The sequence below is a fragment of the Streptomyces sp. NBC_01808 genome, from assembly GCF_035917395.1.
Taxonomy (GTDB): domain Bacteria; phylum Actinomycetota; class Actinomycetes; order Streptomycetales; family Streptomycetaceae; genus Streptomyces.
The window spans coordinates 1962622-1981806 of the sequence record NZ_CP109072.1; the positions used below are offsets into that span (position 1 = coordinate 1962622).

General features: G+C 72.2%; 17 protein-coding genes and 2 pseudogenes. 10 read left to right on the forward strand and 9 right to left on the reverse strand.

The window, feature by feature from the left end:
* Window positions 1–48: 48 nt before the first annotated feature.
* Window positions 49–1044 (forward strand): helix-turn-helix transcriptional regulator, encoded by a 996-nt coding sequence (locus tag OG946_RS08305; RefSeq protein ID WP_326795481.1) that lies wholly within the window; start codon window positions 49–51, stop codon window positions 1042–1044.
* Here the strand turns inward: OG946_RS08305 and OG946_RS08310 are convergent.
* From OG946_RS08310 to OG946_RS08320, 3 genes are all read right to left on the reverse strand, one after another.
* Window positions 1026–1991, reverse strand: coding sequence for an SDR family oxidoreductase (locus tag OG946_RS08310; protein ID WP_326795482.1), 966 nt, complete (start codon window positions 1989–1991; stop codon window positions 1026–1028). The two genes, OG946_RS08305 and OG946_RS08310, sit on opposite strands and share 19 nt — an antisense overlap.
* A 113-nt stretch (window positions 1992–2104) precedes the next feature.
* Window positions 2105–2626 carry a DUF4240 domain-containing protein gene (locus OG946_RS08315; protein ID WP_326800186.1) on the reverse strand — a complete coding sequence of 174 codons (522 nt, stop codon included), beginning with the start codon at window positions 2624–2626 and terminating at the stop codon, window positions 2105–2107.
* Window positions 2627–2725: 99 nt separating this feature from the next.
* The gene (locus tag OG946_RS08320) at window positions 2726–3268 is read right to left on the reverse strand and encodes a GNAT family N-acetyltransferase (RefSeq protein ID WP_326795483.1); all 543 of its coding nucleotides are present in this window, start codon (window positions 3266–3268) and stop codon (window positions 2726–2728) included.
* 55 nt (window positions 3269–3323) lie between these two features.
* Here OG946_RS08320 and OG946_RS08325 point away from each other — a divergent pair, with 55 nt between their 5' ends.
* A complete protein-coding gene (locus tag OG946_RS08325; RefSeq protein ID WP_326795484.1) occupies window positions 3324–4217 on the forward strand; it encodes a TIGR01777 family oxidoreductase in 894 nt (297 codons plus the stop codon).
* A 276-nt stretch (window positions 4218–4493) separates the two neighbouring features.
* Window positions 4494–5918, forward strand: coding sequence for an NAD(P)/FAD-dependent oxidoreductase (locus OG946_RS08330; RefSeq protein ID WP_326795485.1), 1425 nt, complete (start codon window positions 4494–4496; stop codon window positions 5916–5918).
* Between the two features lie 622 nt (window positions 5919–6540).
* Here the strand turns inward: OG946_RS08330 and OG946_RS08335 are convergent.
* The 4 genes from OG946_RS08335 to OG946_RS08350 all read right to left on the reverse strand — a co-directional run bounded on the left by OG946_RS08335 (window position 6541) and on the right by OG946_RS08350 (window position 11770).
* A complete protein-coding gene (locus tag OG946_RS08335) occupies window positions 6541–6714 on the reverse strand; it encodes a hypothetical protein (protein WP_326795486.1) in 174 nt (57 codons plus the stop codon).
* 505 nt (window positions 6715–7219) lie between these two features.
* The gene (locus tag OG946_RS36035) at window positions 7220–8224 is read right to left on the reverse strand and encodes a protein kinase domain-containing protein (RefSeq protein ID WP_442814290.1); all 1005 of its coding nucleotides are present in this window, start codon (window positions 8222–8224) and stop codon (window positions 7220–7222) included.
* 84 nt (window positions 8225–8308) lie between these two features.
* On the reverse strand, window positions 8309–9730 hold the full coding sequence (locus OG946_RS08345) for an ATP-binding protein (protein WP_326795488.1): 1422 nt from the start codon (window positions 9728–9730) through the stop codon (window positions 8309–8311).
* Window positions 9731–10147: 417 nt separating this feature from the next.
* Entirely contained in the window at window positions 10148–11770 is a 1623-nt protein-coding gene (locus OG946_RS08350; protein ID WP_326795489.1) for a regulator, read from the reverse strand.
* A gap of 237 nt (window positions 11771–12007) precedes the next feature.
* Between OG946_RS08350 and lipB the strand changes: the two genes are divergently transcribed.
* The 4 genes from lipB to OG946_RS08370 all read left to right on the forward strand — a co-directional run bounded on the left by lipB (window position 12008) and on the right by OG946_RS08370 (window position 14958).
* A complete protein-coding gene (gene lipB / locus OG946_RS08355; RefSeq protein ID WP_145900766.1) occupies window positions 12008–12790 on the forward strand; it encodes a lipoyl(octanoyl) transferase LipB in 783 nt (260 codons plus the stop codon).
* 61 nt (window positions 12791–12851) lie between these two features.
* Complete coding sequence (gene lipA / locus OG946_RS08360) at window positions 12852–13790, forward strand: lipoyl synthase (RefSeq protein WP_326795490.1); 939 nt, start codon at window positions 12852–12854, stop codon at window positions 13788–13790.
* Window positions 13791–13935: 145 nt separating this feature from the next.
* Window positions 13936–14169 (forward strand): hypothetical protein, encoded by a 234-nt coding sequence (locus OG946_RS08365; RefSeq protein ID WP_234380532.1) that lies wholly within the window; start codon window positions 13936–13938, stop codon window positions 14167–14169.
* A gap of 93 nt (window positions 14170–14262) precedes the next feature.
* Complete coding sequence (locus OG946_RS08370; RefSeq protein WP_326795491.1) at window positions 14263–14958, forward strand: DUF4191 domain-containing protein; 696 nt, start codon at window positions 14263–14265, stop codon at window positions 14956–14958.
* A 174-nt stretch (window positions 14959–15132) separates the two neighbouring features.
* Here the strand turns inward: OG946_RS08370 and OG946_RS08375 are convergent, their stop codons facing one another.
* Window positions 15133–15609: an RDD family protein gene (locus tag OG946_RS08375; RefSeq protein WP_326795492.1), complete on the reverse strand. Its 477-nt coding sequence runs from the start codon at window positions 15607–15609 to the stop codon at window positions 15133–15135.
* A 273-nt stretch (window positions 15610–15882) separates the two neighbouring features.
* On the opposite strand from OG946_RS08375, the gene glnA reads away from it, so the two are divergent.
* On the forward strand, window positions 15883–17298 hold the full coding sequence (glnA, locus tag OG946_RS08380; protein ID WP_326795493.1) for a type I glutamate--ammonia ligase: 1416 nt from the start codon (window positions 15883–15885) through the stop codon (window positions 17296–17298).
* A gap of 654 nt (window positions 17299–17952) precedes the next feature.
* On the opposite strand, the pseudogene OG946_RS36040 reads toward glnA, so the two are convergent.
* A pseudogene (locus OG946_RS36040) lies at window positions 17953–18096 on the reverse strand (ATP-binding cassette domain-containing protein); the annotation flags it as partial.
* 19 nt (window positions 18097–18115) lie between these two features.
* Here OG946_RS36040 and OG946_RS08385 point away from each other — a divergent pair.
* Together OG946_RS08385 and OG946_RS08390 are read left to right on the forward strand one after the other, a co-directional pair.
* A complete protein-coding gene (locus tag OG946_RS08385) occupies window positions 18116–18604 on the forward strand; it encodes a hypothetical protein (RefSeq protein ID WP_326795494.1) in 489 nt (162 codons plus the stop codon).
* A gap of 282 nt (window positions 18605–18886) precedes the next feature.
* Window positions 18887–19156, forward strand: a pseudogene (locus tag OG946_RS08390) (aldo/keto reductase); the annotation flags it as partial.
* Window positions 19157–19185: the final 29 nt, after the last annotated feature.

The following is a 19185-nucleotide window of genomic DNA, read 5'->3' on the forward strand; positions in this document are numbered from 1 at the left end:
TTGGTGCAGTACCGAAGGACGGTATCAGGGCGCTGCATGATGGCTGGCATGCGCGCCGCCCGCCTCATCCACCTCGTTCTGCTGCTCCAGTCCCGCCCCGCCATGACCGCCGCCGAGCTGGCGGAGCGGCTGGAGGTCTCCGAGCGGACGGTCGCCCGGGACGTGCAGGCGCTCGGGGAGGCGGGGGTGCCGGTCTACGCCGACCGCGGGCGGACCGGCGGCTACCGGCTCGTCGGCGGCTACCGCACCCGGCTCACCGGGCTCGGGCGGACGGAGGCGGAGGCGCTGTTCCTGTCCGGGGTGCCGGGCGCGCTGCGGGACATGGGGCTGGCGGACGCGGCGTCCGCGGCGCGGCTGAAGGTGTCGGCGGCGCTGCTGCCCGAGCTGCGCGGCGCCCCGGAGAGCGCGGCGCAGCGGTTCCACCTCGACGCCCCGGGGTGGTGGCGGGAGCCGGACGTGCCGGAGCTGCTGCCGGCGGTGGCGGAGGCGGTGTGGGCGGACCGGACGCTGGCGGTGACGTACCGGCGGCGGCCGGCGGCGGAGGCGGTGGAGCGGGAGGTGGAGCCGTACGGGCTGGTGCTGAAGGCCGGCGTCTGGTACCTGGTCGCGCGGGTGCCGGGGGCCGGAGGCGCTTACCGGGTCTACCGCGTGGAGCGCTTCGAGCGGGCCTCGGCCGTCGGCGGCGGGGCGGGCTTCGAGCGGGACGAGGAGTTCGACCTGCCCGGCTTCTGGGCGGAGCGGGCTGCGGCCTTCGCGCGGTCGATCCTGCGGGACGAGGTGGCGCTGCGGCTCTCCCCCGAGGGGCTGCGGCGGCTTGCGCACGTCACGGACCGGCTCGCCGCCGAGGACGCCGTGGCTGCGGCGGGCGAGCCGGACGAGGAGGGCTGGACGGCCGTACGGCTGCGGGTGGAGTCCGCGGACGTGGCGTACACCCAGCTCCTCGCCCTCGGTCCGGACGCGGAGGTGGTGGGGCCGCCGGAGCTGCGCGCGCGGTTCGCGGCGGCGGCGGCCCGCACCGCCGCGCGCTACGGGCGGAGCCGGTAGCTCTCCGGGTCGCCGGCGTCCTCGCCGGCCATGGCCCGCTGGAAGTACGGCCAACTGTCCGGCACGGTGCCGTCGGTGTCGGTGAACCCGTACTCCTTGGCGACCTGCCCGCTGTAGAGCGACGCCCCGTTCCACCGCGCCTTGTCAGGATCCGCCGCCAGCGCCGCGACCGCGCGGCCGACGAGGACGGGGCTCTCGGAGAGCGCGAAGTGCTTCTCCTTGGCGATCGCGTCGCGCCAGTTGTCCTCGGTCACCCCGAAGTGGTCGAGCATCTGCTCGGAGCGCAGGAAGCCCGGGGTGAGGGAGAGCGCGGTGGCGCCGGCGTCCTTCAGCTCGTGGCTCAGGTTGAACGCCATCCGGATCGGGGCGTTCTTGGTCAGGTCGTAGAAGAAGTCCTCGCGATACGGCTTGTTGGCCTCTGCCGTGCCGTCGGTGATCTCGATCAGGAGCCCGCCGCCGGTGCGCAGCAGCAGCGGGAGCGCGCAGTGGCTGGTGATGATGTGGGTCTTGGCCCCGAGTTCCAGCATGCGCAGGCCGCGGTCCAGGTCGTGCTCCCACATCCTCTTGTCGAACTCGACGAGGTGCTCCCCGCCCCAGATGTCGTTGACCAGCACGTCGAGCCGGCCGTGGTCGCGCTCGATGCGGGCGAGAAGGTCGCGCACCTGGTCGGCTTCAAGGTGGTCGACGGGCAGGCCGATGCCCTCGCCGCCGGCCGCGGTGACCAGCTCGCCGGTCTCCTCGATGGTCTCGGTGCTGCGGCCGACCTCGCTGACGCGCTGCCGGGTCGTACGGCCGGTGGCGTAGACGGTGGCGCCCAGGGCGCCCAGGGCCACGGCGATGGCCCGGCCCGCGCCCCGTGTGGCGCCCGCGACCAGGGCGACCTTCCCGCGCAGCGGCTTGTCGGCGGTGTGCGGTACGGGCTTGTCTCGGTTCTGCTCTTCGCTCATGCGGACCACCGTGACAGCGAAACCGGACATCTTCTGTCTGGTTTTCCCGCCGGTCCTCGGGGCCGGTCCCGCGTGGCGGTCCTCCGGTCAGTCCTCCCGGTCGGACCTCCCGGTCAGTCCTCCCGGTACAGCGCCCACAGCTTCGGGTACCGCCGCGCCAGCACCCCCGCGTCCTCGAAGTCGATCGGCTCTCCCACCGGCTCCGCCGGCCCCTCGGGCAGCCCCGGCTCCGGCAGCTTCAGCCCCGTCAGCCGCTCGTACGCCTCGTCCGCCACGTACGCCAGGTCCTCCCCCTCGCCGTCCGTCTCCTCGTCGAAGTCCTCCAGCAGGTCCGCGAGGTCGTCCGGCTCGTGCAGCGCCCCCTCGAAGACCGTCCGGCCCTGCCCGATGAGCCAGCCGCGGAAGGAGTCGAAGGCGTCGTCGCTGACCCCGTCGAGCAGCACCCACGCGGCGCCCCAGAGGTCCATGCGGTACGCGCGGTTCATCCGCGACTCGAAGTGGCAGGCGAAGTCGGTCACGGCGTCCGGGTCGAGGCCGGTCAGCCGGTCGACGAGCAGGTCGGCCTGCTCCGCGGGGTCGCCCTCGGCGGCCTCGCGGGCGGTGTGGATCAGCTCCCAGAACTCCGACTCCTCCATCACGGATCCAGCATCTGCCCTCAGCCGCGTGCACGCACGCGGAGCGGCGGGATCGGTATGTCCCGGGACCCGTACCGGATCGTGCTGGGGGCACGCGGGTCAGACGAGTGTGCGCCCCATGAGGACGTCGTCCACGTATGTGCCGTCCAGCAGGAACTCCTCCGGCAGCACCCCCTCCACCGCGAACCCCTCCGACTCGTACAGCCGCCGCGCGGGTGCGTTGTGCCCCAGCACGCGCAGCGTCAGCCGCCGCGCACCGGCCGCGCGGGCGTGCTCCGCACCCGCCCGCAGCAGGGCCCGCGCGACGCCGGAGCCGCGGGCCTCGGGGGCGACGACGAGGCCCTGGATCTGGCGTACGTGCGCGTTGACCGCCAGCGACGTCGGGGCGACGACGCAGATGTAGCCGACGACGCGAGCGGGGGCGGCGCGGGTCGCGCCGGGCAGCTCGGCGACGAGGTAGTCGTCGGGGTTGAGGCGCTCGTCGAAGAACGGGACGTCGGTGTCGGGCGGCGCGGTCACCGCGTGCAGATGCGACCAGGTCGCGGCGTCCAGCTCGCGGAGCAGTTCCCCGTCGGCGGCGCACCCGGGACGTATCCGCAGCTCGCCGCCGCCGACCGCCCCGCCGGCGTGCACGTCAGTCATGCGCTCACTGTGGCACGAGCTGCCGGAGCACGGCACATGAGGGCAGGATGGGCTCATGCGCATCGCGGTCTCCGGCTCTTCCGGACTCATCGGCTCCGCCCTCGTCGGCTCGCTGCGGGCCGACCGGCACGACGTCCTGCGGCTGGTGCGGCGGGAGGCGAGCGCACCGGACGAGGTGCGGTGGGACCCCGGGAAGGGGTACGTCGACGCCGGGCGGCTCGACGGCTGCGACGCCGTCGTGCACCTCGCCGGCGCGGGCATCGCCGACCGGCGCTGGACCGAGAACTACAAGCGGGTCCTGCGCGACAGCCGGGTGCTCGGCACCGCGGCCGTCGCCGACGCCGTCGCCTCCCTCGACCGGCCGCCGTCCGTCTTCGTCTGCGGCAGCGCGATCGGCTACTACGGCGACACCGGCGACCGCCGCGTCGACGAGACCGCGCCGCCGGGGCGGGGTTTCCTCGCCGACCTGTGCCAGGAGTGGGAGGCGGCGACGAACGCGGCGGAGGAGGCGGGGGTCCGTACCGTCCACGCGCGTACGGGCCTGGTGGTCTCCCGCAAGGGCGGGGCGTGGGGGCGGCTGTTCCCGATCTTCCGGGCGGGTCTCGGCGGACGGCTCGGCAACGGGCGGCAGTACTGGAGCTTCATCTCCCTGCACGACCACATCGCGGCGCTGCGCCACCTCATCGACACGGAGTCGCTCGCCGGGCCGGTGAACCTCACGGGCCCGGAGCCGCTGACCAACCGCGAGGTGACGGCGGCGATGGGGCGGGTGCTGCACCGGCCGACGCCGTTCCCGGTGCCGGCGGCGGCGCTGCGGGCGGCGCTGGGCGGGTTCGCGGAGGACGTGATCGGCAGCCAGCGGGTGGTGCCGCGGAAGCTGCTCGACTCGGGGTTCGCGTTCGCGTTCCCGGGGATCGAGGAGGCCCTGCGGGCGGCGCTGCGGGGCTGAGCGGGCGGAGGGCTCTGCGGGGATTCGGCGGGTGCTCGGCGGGGTTCTGCCGGAGGCTCGGCAGGGCTCGGCGGGGGCGGTGTCGCGGCTGGTTGCGCCGGGTGTGCGTCAGTGCCCTTGTGGTGCGCACCTGGCCGGCGTCACCATCCGACCTATCGTCAACGGAACGCGTCCACGGGGGAACGCGGATACCGCCATGCCCAGTTGGGCATCAAACAGGCGTCCGGCGGCATGCGACAGCGCTCGGCCGCGGACGCACAACCCCGGGAGGCACCCGTGCCCCATGCCGCAGGAAGCACGGACCCCGTCGACGTCGTCGTCGTAGGCGCAGGACTCGCCGGTCTCTCCGCGGCCCAGCACCTGGTCGGAGCGGGCCTCGACGTGACCGTGCTGGAGGCGGACGAGCAGGTCGGCGGGCGGATGACCACCGACCACGTCGACGGATTCCGGCTGGACCGCTCGCTGCATTTGCTCAACACCTCGTACCCGGAACTGCGTCGCCTGCCGGGGCTCGCGGAGGTGCCGCTGTGCCCGCTCGACGGGGACGTGGTGGTCTGCGGGGGCGGGCGGCGGCAGCGTATCGGCGGATCGAGAGGCACGGGGGGCGCGTTCACGGCGGCGAGCGCGTTCGCCAGCGCCGCGCGTGCGCCCCGGGGCGCCGTCATCGACCAGGCGTGGCTCTCCACGGCGCTGGCCCGGCTGGCGACCGTACCCACGGCGCGGCTGCTGGCCCGGCCGGAGCGCCGGGCCGCGGACGCGCTGGCGGCGCGCGGGCTGCCGCCGCGGATGGCGGCGGGATTCCTGCGGCCGCTGCTGGTGGCGCTGCTCAACGACCCGGCGCTGACCACGTCGAGCCGCTCGGCGGACCTGGCGCTGCGGACGTTCGCGCGGGGGCGGCTGTGCCTGCCGGTGGGCGGGGCGGCGACGGTGCCGCGGAAGCTGGCGGCGGCGCTGCCGCGCGGGACGGTGCGGACGGGGGTGCGGGCGGTGTCGGTGTCGACGACCGCGGTGCGGACGGAGAAGCACGGGGTGCTGCGGTGCCGGTCGGTGCTGGTGGCCACGGGCGCGCGGGCGGCGGCGGGGCTGCTGCCGGGGCTGCGGCTGCCGGGGTTCCACCCGGTGACGGTGCTGCACCACAGCGCCCCGCTGGAGTCGCTGCCGGGCGGGGACGGGCCGGCGGTGGGCGAGGCCGGTGTGGACGGTGTACCGGCGGGTGACGGCGAGGCGCGTCAGACCGGGGTACGGGGGCAGGTCCCGGGCGGCCTGCGACAGGCGGCGCTGCTGGTGGACGCGGAGGGGGCGCGGGGTCCTGTGTCGCATACGGCGGTGGTCAGCGGCGCGGACGCGTCGCGGGCGCCGCGGGGGCGGGCGCTGGTCAGCTCGGTGGTGCTGGGCGAGGACGCGAGCCGGCCGGCGCGGGTGCTGGACAAGTCGGCGCGGCGGCAGTTGAGCGAGCTGTACGGGACGTCGGCGTTCGACTGGGAGCTGGTGGGGGCGCACCACGACCCGGAGGCGATACCGGCGATGCCGGCGCCGCACGACGTGCGCCGGCCGGTACGGGTGCTGTGCGGCCTCTACGTCTGCGGCGACCACCGCGACACGAGCAGCCCCCAGGGCGCCCTGCACTCGGGCCGTCGCGCCGCCCGATCCCTCCTCCGCGACTTCGGCCTGGCCCCGGCGGCCCTGCCGGCGGTAGCGTAGAAGGAACGGTTCTCCGCACCGAGAGCACTGCTCTGCGACCGGATCACCGCTCCGCGGCAGGAACAGCGCACCGAACCGCGAGCGCTGCACCGGGAGAGCCGTGCTCCCAACCGGGACACCCGCTGAAGAGAAAGCGCAGGGAGATCCCCAGCCTCTGGGAGGCTTTCGGAGTCTCGGCGAGTGTCCACCGCCAGGCCAGTCCTCTGGTTCGCTGGAATCCACGTGCGTCGAAGTTGTGCCGCGTCAGCAGACCGCCCTGGGGGCCCGGAACACGGGTTCTTCGGGGTGCACGTCGCGGCCGTCGCCGATGGGGGACACGGTGTTCTTCGGCCTCTGGCGTCAGCGGCACCGTGCGGAGCCCTCGACGGACTTCGGCGCTGCCTTGCGGAACCCTTGAGGTGCTTGGCCTCCAGTTCGACGTGACCCCACCGAAGACCGGTGTGCTCTGGGAACACCCGAGCCGGAGGGCTCGGAATTGCCTCGCTGGGGGTGTCTGGCGGCTCGCGCCCTCCACCCCTGCCCAGGTCCGGAGCGGGACGGCCGGAACGCGCGGATCCGCGGCGTCGAGCGCGGATCCGGCACGCGGCGCGGGGCGCCCGTGCATGGATGGCCGGGCGCTGCTTCAGCGGGCGCTGTCCGCCAGCGCGACCGCGATGTCGCCGAACGCGCCGTCCCGTACCCGGGGTTCGGTGATGAGGCCGGCGGTCTGAAGTGCGTGCTCGACGCCTTCCGGGAGGAGGGCCCGGGCGGCGGCTCGCAGCATGATGTCGCGGCAGGGGCCGTGGTACAGCTCCACCAGGCGCCGGAATCGCGCCGGGGTCGCGGGGGCCGATGGCCACGAGGCTTTCCGCCCGGTCCGACCACCACCGTTCTCCTTGGTGGGACGAGCGGATGCTGCCCACGAGCTGGTGCAGCCGCGGGATCAGATGGCCGGCGTCTCCGGCGACGATGAGGGCGAAGACGGCGGCGGCGGCCTTCCCCCTGCTCTCGTCGTCGAGCTGGTGCTCGGCACGGGTGGCCAGGCCGAGGAGCCGCTCAGCCTGGACAGGGTCGACCGCGGCGATGTTCTCGGCGAGAGTGGCCAGTTCGAGCGGGCCGTGTCTCTCCCGGCTGGCTTCGGTGCTTTACGCGGCTGCCTCCCGTGCAAGCCCGGAGTCGGCCAATGCCGCGGTGGCGGGAGCTGCCGGATCAGCCCTTCCGCCTGGTCCAGCAATCGCCGGGCAGCGCCCGGGTCGTCCGTGTCCCTGGCCGAAGACAGGAGGAGGGCGCAGCGATCCGCCGCGGGGACGGGCCGCAGTACGTCACCGGCCGCCTCGGGGGCGGTGGCCACGACGGCGGGAGTGATGCGCGACAGGGCGTGGCGCCGCTCCTCGTGGTCCTCTATGCGGTGGGCGAGCCGCACGGCGAGGGCGAGTGGCGGTGGCAGGTGTGCGAGTGGACCGGTCACCCCGTCGCCGCCATCCCGGGAAGGGGGAGCGGCACCGCTCAACTGGGCCAGCAGCGCCCGGGCTTCGGCAGCAGAGCGCGGGCGCCGTGCCGGATCGCGTTCCAGGAGCCGTGCGACCAGATCGGCCAACGCCGGGGGCAGGCCAGGGCGTACCGCGTCGGCTCGCGGGGCGTCCTCGCCGATCTTGCGTGCCATCACGGCGAGCGCGCTGTGGCCGGTGTACGGCGGCCGGCCGGTCAGCATCGCGAACAACACGCCCCCGAGAGCGTACAGATCGGAACGTTCGTCCCCCCCGCTCGGCATCGAACTGTTCGGGCGCGGCGTACTCCGGCGTGCCGGCCGGAGCAAGGTGCGTGGAGCGGACGAGGGAGAACGCGGTCTGCAGGAACCCCGCGATCCCGAAGTCCACGACCTTCACCCGGCCCTCGGAGGTGAGCATCACGTTGTGCGGCTTGATGTCGTTGTGGATGACGCCGACGGCGTGGGCGGCCGCCAGCGCGGCGCAGATCCCGTCGGCCAGCTCCAACGCGCGGCCGGTCTCCAGCGGGCCCTCCTGCTGGATGACCTTGCTGAGGGACGGGCCGTCGACCTGCTCCATCACGAGGAAGAGCACGCCCTCGTGCACACCCCGGTCGTGCAACGCCACCACATTCGGATGGCTGATCTGCGCGGCGGCGACCGCCTCGCGCGCGAACCGCGCAGGCAGGTCGCCGCTCGGGTCGTCGTCGAGGACGAGCAGCTTGAGCGCCACGTCGCGGTGCAGGTCGTGGTCGCGGCCGGCCCAGACCTCGCCCATCCCGCCCCGGCCGATCCTGCGCACTAGTTCGTAGCGGCCGGCCATCCGTTCCCCGGTCTGCATCGGCTCTCCTCACGCGACGGATGGTGGGCCCGCCCAAGATTGCGGGGCCAATGCCCGGCCGTAGTATGCACCGCCTGTCTGCACTCAGCCCCAAGCGTCGAGAAGCTCTTCGGGGGTGAGGTGGGTGACCCCTGTTGCTGTGCAGCCGTTTCGGGCGACTGCGAGGAGAGGGGTGTCGCCGTCGGCGCCGGGGAGTTGTGAGCGGTGGGTGATGAGGCGGGAGAGGTCGCGGGGGTCGAAGGGTTTGTTCTCCAGCCATTTGATGGATCCTACGAAGGTGATCTTTTTGGCGACAGGGGTGCGGTCGGCCCCGATGAGGTCGATCTCCGGATCGTTGGTGCGGGTCCAGTAGCCGCCGATCACTTTGGTGTTCTCGGGGAGCCGGTTGTCGCTCAGGCGCCAGAGGGCTTCCCGGATGACGGGCTCGATGGCGCGCCCGCGCCAGGAAGTCCAGCTCGCGCGAACGGTGTCGAGAACGAGATCACCGCGGCCGCGTTCAACGGCGGGGATACCGGGGCCGATGAAGGAGAGCCAGAAGCGTAGGTAGGGGTCGTCGATGCGATATCGGGACTCGCGGCTCGGCTTGGTGGACAGGGGGAGCTCGGCGGCGACCATGCGGCGGCCGGTGAGCAGTTCGAGGGAGCGCTTCACAGAGCCAGGGTGGAGGCCGCCGGCGGCTCGTCCGATGAGGGTGAAGGTGCGCTCGCCGTGGCCGATGGCACCGAGGACGGTGCGAGCTTGTGCTTCGGTGGGGAACTCGGCGGCCAGGGTGCGTTCGCCGCTGACGAGCAGCGCGGATGTAGGGCGGGCTAGGGCTTGTTCGAGGTAGTCCCACAGCCCGGCGCCGTGGGGCCATTCTTCCAGGACCAGGGGAAGGCCGCCGGTGATGAGGCAGGCGTCGAGGGCGTCGGCCGCGCTGAGGCCGAGCATGGCTGCGACGTCGCGAGGGTTGAGCGGGGGAACGACCATCTCGGTGCCGCGCTGGTAGAAGGGACGTCCGTAGGTGTTGAGTTGTTCCATCATGGCGATGTCCGAGCCGATGAGGATCAGCAGGATCGGCAGCTTGGACAGGGTCCGGTCGAAGGCTTTTTGCAAGGCTCCTTCGAAGCTGGGGTCCTCGCGTACGAGGTAGGGAATCTCGTCGAGTACGACGACACTAGGTGCATCGGTGGGGAGGGCGGTGGCGAGCAGGTGCAGCGCCGCGTCCCAGCTTTGCGGGGCCGCGAAGTCCGCGAACCGGCTGGCATCGGGCAGGGCGGAGGCGGCGAGTTCGGTGGCGAAGCCCGCCAGGTCCTCTTCGCGGGAGCCGCCGACGGCGGTGAAAAAGACGTGCGGGAGCTCCGCTTGTTCCAGGAACTCCTCCACGAGGCGAGACTTGCCGACCCGCCGGCGCCCCCGGATCAGGACGGCGCGCCCCGGTCGTCCGCCCCTGCTGCCTGCCTGCACCTTGCGCAGCAGGTCGTGCAGGAGGTCGAGCTCGGTCCGGCGTCCGATGAAGCCGTTCATAACACCCTCCACCATGAGACTATCACCAATGATACTCGCATGAATGAGAGCATTGCTCTGTCGTTGCCGTATGGCCGCAGATGATCTGCGCGTGCGGCGCCGCTGCGGCCGCGGCTTGTTCGATTCCGAGCCCACGGTCCTGGCTTCGTGGTCACGTGGGGGTGTGGACTCTATGCAGACTTCGATCATGAAAATTGCCCCCCGTTCGCATGGACGAGGGGCTCACTTCCTTCTCTGACCTGCGATGCAGTCGGTAGCCCCGGCAGGAATCGAACCTGCGACACCCACTTGAGGAGAGCGGTGCCCTCAAGCGCGGGCGCCGCGCGCCCCCGCGCTCGCCCGAGAGCACCGCCCTCCTCCGCGGGCGCCCCCGCGGAGAAGGCCCGGCGGCCCCCCCGACCGCCCGGCCCCGCGCCCTCACACCGGCAGGGCCGCGACCCGCTCCCGGTACGCCCGCACCGGAGGTGCGTCGCGGTAGGGCTCCAAGCGGCGTTCGAAGTCGCGGACGTACTCCGCCGCCCGGGCCGAGCGCATCTCCGCCGCCTGCTGTGCCGCCTCCGCGCCCAGCACACACGCCTGCTCCACCTCGCCCAGACCCAGCCGCGCCGTCGCCAGCACCAGCCGGCAGAAGACCCGGCTGCGCGCGAATCCCGCCGCCCTGAGCTGCAGCGAGCGCTCCGCGTGCTGCGCCGCCGCCCGGTACTGCTGGAGGTCCCGGTGGCAGTGCCCGAACTCGTCCGCGAGCTGCGCCTCGTCGAAGAAGCGCGCCCAGTGCGGCGCGTCCTCCCCCGGCCGCGCCGACTCCAGCGCCCGCTCCGCCCGCGCCAGCGACGTCGTGCAGGCCCGCACCTCGCCCAGCAGCCCGTGCCCGCGCGCCTCCGCGGCGTGCAGCAGCGCCTGCACCACCGGCGGCGCGCCCCCGCCGACGCCCTGCTGCGCGACCCGGGTCAACTGCACCGCCTCCCGGCCGTGCCCCAGGTAGACCGCCTGGCGGCTCATCGTCACCAGCACGTAGCTGCCGTACGCCCGGTCCCCCGACGCCTGCGCCAGCCGCAGCGCCTGGACGAAGTACCGCTGGGCCAGCCCGTGGGCCGCGATGTCGTACGACGTCCAGCCCGCCAGCCGCGTCAGGTCCGCGGCGGCGGAGAACAGCCGGCGCCCCGTCGCCTCGTTGTACGTGCCGCGCAGCATCGGCTCGACCTCGTGCTCCAGGTACCGCACGAGGGCCTGCCGGGCGTGCCCGCCGCCGTAGGCGTTGTCCAGCGCCCGGAACATCTCGGCGACCGACCGCATCGCCCCGATGTCCCCCTGGGTGACCCGCTGGCCCGGCGCCCGCGCTCCCGGCCCGCCCCAGCCGGGCCCCGGGTCGCCGCGCCCGGCGGCCACACCGCCGGCACCCCCGGTACCGCCCACACCCACCACGCCCACGGGCCCGCCCGAAGCACCCGGCCCCGCACCGACGCCGACGGCGACACCGCCGCCGCCGAGGCCGACCCCGGGACCGCGCCCCTGCGCCGGCACCCGCACCGAGCCGGGCGCCCCCGGCGACACCGCAGAACCGGGCGCCCCGCGCTGCTGCAGCTCCCGCGCCACCTTGTCGTCCGGCCTGCCGATGAGCCAATCCCTGCTCGGCACAACAAGACCCGCAGGAGTGAACGCGATTTTCCGCAGCTCCGCCTGACTGCCCGTGTCCTTGCGCCACAGCCCGCTCACGATGTCGATCGCCTCGGTGGGCGTCGAGGCGAACTCAAGTCCGGCGTACACCGGTGCGCACGCGTCGAGCCCGAGGTCCTGCGCGGTCAGCCGGCGGCCGAGCCGCCGGGTGAACACCTCGGCGATCAGGGCCGGTGTCGTGCCGCGCGGCTGCTGGCCGCGTAGCCACCGGGTCACCGATGTCTTGTCGTACCGCAAGTCGAGGCCGTGTTCGAGCCCTAGCTGATCGACTCTGCGGGCGAGCCCCGCGTTGGAGAACCCGGCCTCGGAGATGAGTGCCGCGAGCTGGCGGTTGGGGGGCCGCTGTGAAGGTCGTTCCGTCGTCACCTGTGGGGTCTCCTGCCTGGCCTCCGGGAACGGCGCGAATGTAGCGGCGAAACAAGCCTCACTCGCCGCTTTCGTCCCAGCTTCATTCGATCGTGTGAGGAGACCTGGGTGCAGGGCGGGAACGTATACCGCCGTACAGTGGCAGAGGGTCGGCTGGAATACCGCCAGCCGCATATGCCGGGCGGAGGCACACTTGCCGCCCGGCGCGAACTGCGCGAACAGCGCGAGGAGGGCATCGTGGGCGAGCTGCGCTTCGTTCACCTGGGGTTCGGCGAGAACGCCGTGGAGTACCTGGAGGCTTGGCAGGAGCAACGGCGCGTGCACGCCGCCCGCTTCGCCGAGGAGATCCCCGACACCTGTCTGCTGCTGGAGCACCCGCCGGTCTACACCGCGGGCCGCCGCACGGCCGAGGACGAGCGCCCGCTCGACGGCACCCCCGTGGTGGACGTCGACCGCGGCGGGAAGATCACCTGGCACGGTCCCGGCCAGCTCGTCGGCTATCCGATCCTGAAGCTGCCGCGCCCCGTGGACGTCGTCGCGCACGTACGCCGGCTGGAGGAGGCCCTGATCCGCGCCTGCGCCGACTTCGGCCTGGAGACCACCCGGGTCGAGGGCCGCAGCGGCGTCTGGGTGCTGGGCGACCCCGTCGAGCAGCGCGCGGAGCTGGGCGGGCTTGCGCTCGACTTCGACCCCCGCCTCTCGGACGAGGAGTACGACCCGCGCCTGGCCGGTCCCGAGTACGCGCCGTCCAACGCCGGCCAGCGCCGCGAGGACCGCAAGCTGGCCGCGATCGGCATCCGCGTCGCCAAGGGCGTGACCATGCACGGCTTCTCGCTGAACTGCAACCCGGACAACACCTGGTTCGACCGGATCGTGCCGTGCGGCATCCGCGACGCGGGTGTGGCCTCGCTCTCCGGGGAGCTGGGAAGAGACGTACCGGTGTCGGAGGTTCTCCCCGTCGTGGAGAAGCATCTGCGCGAGATCCTGGAGACGGCCGAGCCGCTCCCCCGCGCGGTCTGACTCCCCATTTCAGAGGCGTACGCTGGAGAACGCCGAGGAATCGAAAGCTAGGAGCCCGGACGTGTCCGCTGTCGCACCCGACGGTCGCAAGCTGCTCCGCCTGGAAGTCCGCAACAGCCAGACCCCCATCGAGCGCAAGCCCGAGTGGATCAAGACCCGCGCGAAGATGGGGCCCGAGTACAACGCGCTGCAGAAGCTCGTCAAGGACGAGGGCCTGCACACGGTCTGCCAGGAAGCCGGCTGTCCCAACATCTTCGAGTGCTGGGAGGACCGCGAGGCGACGTTCCTGATCGGCGGCGAGCAGTGCACCCGGCGGTGCGACTTCTGCCAGATCGACACCGGCCGCCCGGCCGAGCTGGACCGCGACGAGCCGCGCCGGGTCGCCGAGTCCGTCCAGCGCATGGAGCTGCGGTACGCGACGATCACCGGCGTCGCCCGCGACGACCTGGAGGACGGCGGCGCCTGGCTCTACGCGGAGACCGTGCGCCAGATCCACGCCACCACCCCGGGCACCGGCGTGGAGCTGCTGATCCCCGACTTCAACGCCGAGCCGGAGCAGCTCGCGGAGGTCTTCTCCTCCCGCCCCGAGGTGCTCGCGCACAACGTCGAGACCGTCCCGCGGATCTTCAAGCGCATCCGCCCCGGTTTCCGCTACGAGCGCTCGCTGGAGGTCATCACGCGCGCCCGCGAGGCCGGCCTGGTGACGAAGTCGAACCTCATCCTGGGCATGGGCGAGGAGCGCGCGGAGGTCAGCCAGGCGCTGCGGGACCTGCACGAGGCGGGCTGCGAGCTGATCACCATCACGCAGTACCTGCGGCCGTCGCCGCGGCACCACCCGGTGGAGCGGTGGGTGAAGCCCCACGAGTTCGTGGAGCTGCAGCAGGAGGCCGAGGAGATCGGCTACGCGGGCGTCATGTCCGGGCCGCTGGTGCGGTCCTCGTACCGGGCGGGACGGCTGTACAAGCAGGCCATGGAGAAGCGCGCGCAGACCGCGGCGTAAGCCCGCGAACCGGGCCGGCAGCGCCGCCGGCCAGGGGCGCCCCGGCGGTCTTCACCCCGCTTTGACCGCCGGGCCACGCGCTGGTAACACCGCGGGGTGAGCATGGAAACCAGCTTTGACTTCCCGACCGCCGAGGGGGGCCGTCGTGCCGTCGTCACCGTCGTCGTTACCGTCCTGGCCGCCGCACCGGCCCACCGTCGCCGGGTTGCTGCGCACGATCGAGGGAGTGCTGCTCCGCGGCGAGCAGCGCACCGCACGGCGTAACGCCTGGGACGCAGTCCTGGAGGACCGCCGCCGGGCCAGCGCCCGCCGGGAGTCGGAGTCGGCGGTGTCGCAGGCGGACCCGCCCGCGGGCGGTACGTCCGCTCTGCCCCGATAGCCACCCCGCCCGCGTCCCGGCGCCGCCCCGATCCGGCCATCCGGTGCCGGGCCCGGTCTGACCTCGGGCCCGGCTGGCCGTAGAATTCGCGGCATGGCCAGCAGTGAACCCACACCCGAGAACACCGGGCGTCTGAAGCAGATCGCCCTCACGTACAAGATGACCAGGCGGGCCGACCCCAAGGTCGGTCTGATCGTCTCGGGCGTGGGCATCCTGGTCCTCGGTGCCGCCCTGGGCATCGGGTTCCTCATCGGGCACCCGATCTACCTGGGCATCGTCGGTTTCCTGCTCTCGCTGCTCGGCATGGCGATCGTCTTCGGGCGGCGCGCGGAGGCGGCGGCGTTCGGGCAGATGGAGGGCCAGCCGGGCGCGGCCGCGGCGGTGCTGGACAACATGAAGCGGGGCTGGACCGTCACCCCCGCGGTGTCGATGACGCGGCAGCAGGACGTCGTGCACCGTGCCGTGGGCAAGGCGGGCATCGTGCTGGTCGGCGAGGGCAACCCGAACCGGCTGAAGGGCCTGCTTGCGGCCGAGAAGAAGAAGATGAACCGGGTCGTCGCGGACGTGCCGGTCCACGACATCGTCGTCGGCAACGACGAGGGCCAGGTGCCGCTGAAGAAGCTGCGGGCCACGCTGGTGAAGCTGCCGCGGGTGCTGCAGGGCCCGCAGGTCACGCAGGTCAACGACCGGCTGAAGGCGCTGGGCGACCTGATGAGCAATATGCCGATCCCGAAGGGCCCGATGCCGAAGGGCATGCGGATGCCGAAGGGCGGCGGCAAGCTGCGCTGAGCGCGGCGGATCGCGTACGGGCACGGGGAGGGCCCCGGAAGGGGCCTTTCAGACCGGGCGCGGCAAAGCTGGCTCACGGGGCCCGAAGGCCCGGCCTCGGGAGGAGCCCGGCCTCGGAGGGAGCCCGGACTCGGAAGGACGCCGGCCCGGCCCCCGGCCTCGCTCAGCCTCCGCTCAGAACCGCACCTCGACGGCGCGGGCGATCCGGTCGTGCAGGCCGCGGGTGTCGCGGTCGAAGACGACGGCGGGGATCAGCAGGCAGAGCAGCACGGAGCGCACGATGGTGCCGACGAAGCCGAGCCGGGCGCCGTTCTCGGCGACGACACGGAGGCGCATGATCCGCTTGCCAGGCGTGAAGCCGAGGGTGCCGACCAGCAGCACGGTCATCACGAAGAAGACGGCCATGGTCCACAGCCCGAGCGACCGGCTGTCGCCGCCGGCGAACAGTCCGTAGGCGATGAGCTGGCACAGCAGCCAGTCGACGACCAGCGCCGCGATCCGCCGGCCGACCGGCGCGACCGAGCCGGGCCCGGTCTCGGGCATCCCGAGGCGCTGGCCCCGGTAGCCGAAGTCGACGCCCATGTCCTCGGCCGCCGAGCGGGGGCCGGAGAGCCACGAACCGATTGCTTGCCGCTTCTCCGCGTCATCCACGTATCCACGGTACTGCCCGGCGCGCGCGGCCCCTCCTCGCCCCCTGCCCACGGCCCGGGACCGCATACGATTCCGGCCACCCGGGGGGCCGCCGGGGCCGCGTTCCCCGGCCTGGCCGGGGGCCGTGGTTAACATCGGCGAAACAAACGGGTCATGCCCGAGAAATCCCGGGTGCCTAGGCTCGGGCGAGCGTGCCGGCACGCCGGCAGGCGCACCTCGCGCAGGCTCTGCAGGCTTACCCGTCCCCTCGCGGCGGGACATAGGAGGAGTGGGATGTTCCAGAACGCCGACGAGGTCCAGCAGTACATCGCGGACAACGACGTGAAGTTCGTCGACGTGCGTTTCTGCGATCTGCCGGGCATCATGCAGCACTTCACGGTGCCCGTGGACGTCTTCGAGCCCGACGGCCAGCTCATGTTCGACGGCTCGTCGATCCGCGGCTTCCAGGCCATCCACGAATCCGACATGGCGCTCGTGCCGGACCTCTCCACGTCCCGCCTCGACCCGTTCCGCAAGGACAAGACGCTCAACATCAACTTCTTCATCCACGACCCGATCACCGGCGAGCAGTACAGCCGCGACCCGCGGAACGTGGCCAAAAAGGCCGAGGCGTACCTCGCCTCGTCCGGCATCGCCGACACCGCGTACTTCGGGCCGGAGGCGGAGTTCTACGTCTTCGACGACGTCCGCTTCGAGACCAAGGCGAACGCCGGGTACTACCACATCGACTCCGAGGCCGGCGCCTGGAACACCGGGGCCATCGAAGACGGCGGCAACCGGGGCTACAAGGTCCGTTACAAGGGCGGTTACTTCCCGGCCCCGCCGGTCGACCACTTCGCCGACCTGCGCGCGGAGATCTCCCTCGAACTCGCCGCGTCGGGCCTCAAGGTCGAGCGCCAGCACCACGAGGTGGGCACCGCGGGCCAGGCGGAGATCAACTACAAGTTCAACACGCTGCTGGCCGCGGCGGACGACCTGATGCTCTTCAAGTACATCGTGAAGAACGTCGCCTGGCGCAACGGCAAGACCGCGACCTTCATGCCCAAGCCGATCTTCGGCGACAACGGCTCCGGCATGCACTGCCACCAGTCGCTCTGGGCCGGCGGCGAGCCGCTCTTCTACGACGAGCAGGGCTACGCGGGCCTGTCGGACACCGCCCGCTACTACATCGGCGGCATCCTCCGCCACGCCCCGGCGCTGCTGGCCTTCACCAACCCGACGGTGAACTCCTACCACCGCCTGGTCCCCGGCTTCGAGGCCCCGGTCAACCTGGTCTACTCCCAGCGCAACCGCTCGGCGGCGATCCGCATCCCGATCACCGGCGCCAGCGCGAAGGCCAAGCGCATCGAGTTCCGCGCCCCGGACTCCTCGGGCAACCCGTACCTGGCCTTCTCCGCGATGCTGCTGGCGGGCCTGGACGGCATCAAGAACAAGATCGAGCCCGCCGAGCCGGTCGACAAGGACCTCTACGAACTGGCCCCCGAGGAGCACGCGGCGGTCCCCCAGGTCCCGACGAACCTCCCGGCGGTACTGGACTCCCTGGAGTCCGACCACGAGTTCCTGCTCCAGGGCGGCGTCTTCACGGCGGACCTGATCGAGACGTGGATCGACTTCAAGCGCACCCAGGAGATCGCCCCGATCCAGCTCCGCCCGCACCCGCACGAGTTCGAGCTGTACTTCGACATCTAAAGAGCAGGCTCGGGCGGCCTGGGTGGAACCAGCCACGGTTGTCCGCCTCCGTGTGCACCGAGTGTGCACCGCCTGGCCCAGTCTCTGACATGACGTCAGAAAGACGACGAGGGTCGCGACCCCACCCCGGGTGGGCGTTGCGGCCCTCGTCGGCCTTCGGTTCGGATGACGCTGCGCCTGCGCACTGCTACCGAGTTGGGCATCCCACGCCGCGATCTCGTCCTGCATGTACGTCAGTCCGTGCAGGCCGACGGCACTTCGCCCGTGGGTATCCCCCACCTCCAGCGTTCTGCTGATACTCGCCGCCGAATCCAAACCACCGATATTGACGGAATTTTCGGCGGTGCCGAGGGAGTCCCCGCCTGTGCCGAACGCATCGTAGCTGTAGGCCTCCTGGTTGGTGCCGTCAGCGGGGAGGTTACGTTGGCGACGGAGCCGATCGCACTCGCGCTCCGGCGGCAGGTCCACCGGCATCGTCTCGATGATCCGGCCCGGGCGGGCGCTCATCGCCTCGACCCGGGTGCCGAGGCAGACGGCCTCCGCGATGGAGTGGGTGACCAGCACGATGGTCGTGCCCGTCTCCCGCCAGATGCGGTTCAGCCCGACGTTCAGGTGCTCCGCCGTCGGCGCGTCCAGCGCGCCGAACGGCTCGTCGAGCAGCGGCACCGGCGGCTCGTGCAGCAGCGCGCGACACAGGGCGACGCGCTGCTGCATGCCGCCGGACAACTCGTGCGGCAGGGCCTGTCGTTCCCTCGAACCTTTCGAGGTGTCCAGTCTGGTGGGACCCCTCCCTGACACCGTTGCCTACTCTTCGCCCATGAAAGCTCCACGCAGATGGATCTTCACGATGGCCGCCCTTCTGATGACGGCGGGCTGCTCCAGTTCCCCGGACGCGGCATCGCCGGCATCAGGCCCGGCATCGGTTTCTGCCTCGCCCAGCGCATCGACCGCAAGCCCGAGCCCCAAGGAAACCTCGGCTTTCTGCCGTGACCTGTCGACCTTCCAGGTGGGCGTCATTGCCTACCGCGGCGACGTGGGTGCGGCGATCGAGGGGGAGCCGCTGGACTTCAAAGAGCTGCGGAGGAAGGCCGACTTGGTCGCCGACATCGGCGAGGAGATGAAGGCGAGCGCGCCGCCGGACATCGCCGAGGAGTTCAGTACGGTACTGAAGGCGATCGATACCTCGGCGAGCAATCTGAAATCGGGCGCGGAGACGCGTGATGTCCTGGATCCCGTGTACGGCGAGCGCAACAGTCCCGCCTTCGACGCGGTGGACAACTACGACTGCGACGCTGCAGGCGGATAACCCCGGCGAGAACACCGCACCAGTGGTGCACCCTCCCCCCTCATCCGCGGTGTGCACCGGTTGTGCACCGCATCTGCCGAGCAGGGAGATTCTGCCCAGATCGGCGGGTTCCGATAGCTGTACTTCGACATCTGGAAAACACGCAGGTCAGAGGCGGTCTTTGTCGCTCTGGGCCGTACATGGGCCGTGAGCCGTGTCCCTCCCCGTCGAGGAGGAGGGCACGGCCCACGGTCGTCTGTTGTGCGCTGTCCGCAGATACCGCACCCCCCGCATGGAACCTCCATGACCGCGACGGCCGCCCCGCATCGAGGCGCGGGGCCGCCGTCGCCCGGAGGGCTCGAGGTCTCGCGTATCGGCCTGGGTGCCGTGGGCATGGCCGCGTTCTACACCGGCGCCGGCCGGGACGACGCCCAGTCGATCCGCACCATTCAGCGCGCTGTGGATCTCGGCGTCACGCATCTGGACACCGCCGAGGTGTACGGGCCCTACGTCAACGAGGAACTGGTGGGTCGCGCGGTCAGGAACCGCCGGGACGAGGTCGTTCTCGCCACGACCCCGGTCTGGGGGCCGCTGACGATCCC

Bases quoted from the DNA above. Each gene is read 5' to 3' on its own strand.
- glnA (WP_326795493.1), top strand. From the start codon at position 15,883: ATGTTCCAGAACGCCGACGAGGTCCAGCAGTACATCGCGGACAACGAC.
- OG946_RS08310 (WP_326795482.1), bottom strand. From the start codon at position 1,991: ATGAGCGAAGAGCAGAACCGAGACAAGCCCGTACCGCACACCGCCGAC.
- OG946_RS08320 (WP_326795483.1), bottom strand. From the start codon at position 3,268: ATGACTGACGTGCACGCCGGCGGGGCGGTCGGCGGCGGCGAGCTGCGG.
- OG946_RS08345 (WP_326795488.1), bottom strand. From the start codon at position 9,730: ATGAACGGCTTCATCGGACGCCGGACCGAGCTCGACCTCCTGCACGAC.
- OG946_RS08370 (WP_326795491.1), top strand. From the start codon at position 14,263: ATGGCCAGCAGTGAACCCACACCCGAGAACACCGGGCGTCTGAAGCAG.
- OG946_RS08305 (WP_326795481.1), top strand. From the start codon at position 49: ATGCGCGCCGCCCGCCTCATCCACCTCGTTCTGCTGCTCCAGTCCCGC.
- OG946_RS08385 (WP_326795494.1), top strand. From the start codon at position 18,116: ATGAAAGCTCCACGCAGATGGATCTTCACGATGGCCGCCCTTCTGATG.
- OG946_RS08325 (WP_326795484.1), top strand. From the start codon at position 3,324: ATGCGCATCGCGGTCTCCGGCTCTTCCGGACTCATCGGCTCCGCCCTC.
- OG946_RS36035 (WP_442814290.1), bottom strand. From the start codon at position 8,224: ATGCAGACCGGGGAACGGATGGCCGGCCGCTACGAACTAGTGCGCAGG.
- OG946_RS08315 (WP_326800186.1), bottom strand. From the start codon at position 2,626: ATGGAGGAGTCGGAGTTCTGGGAGCTGATCCACACCGCCCGCGAGGCC.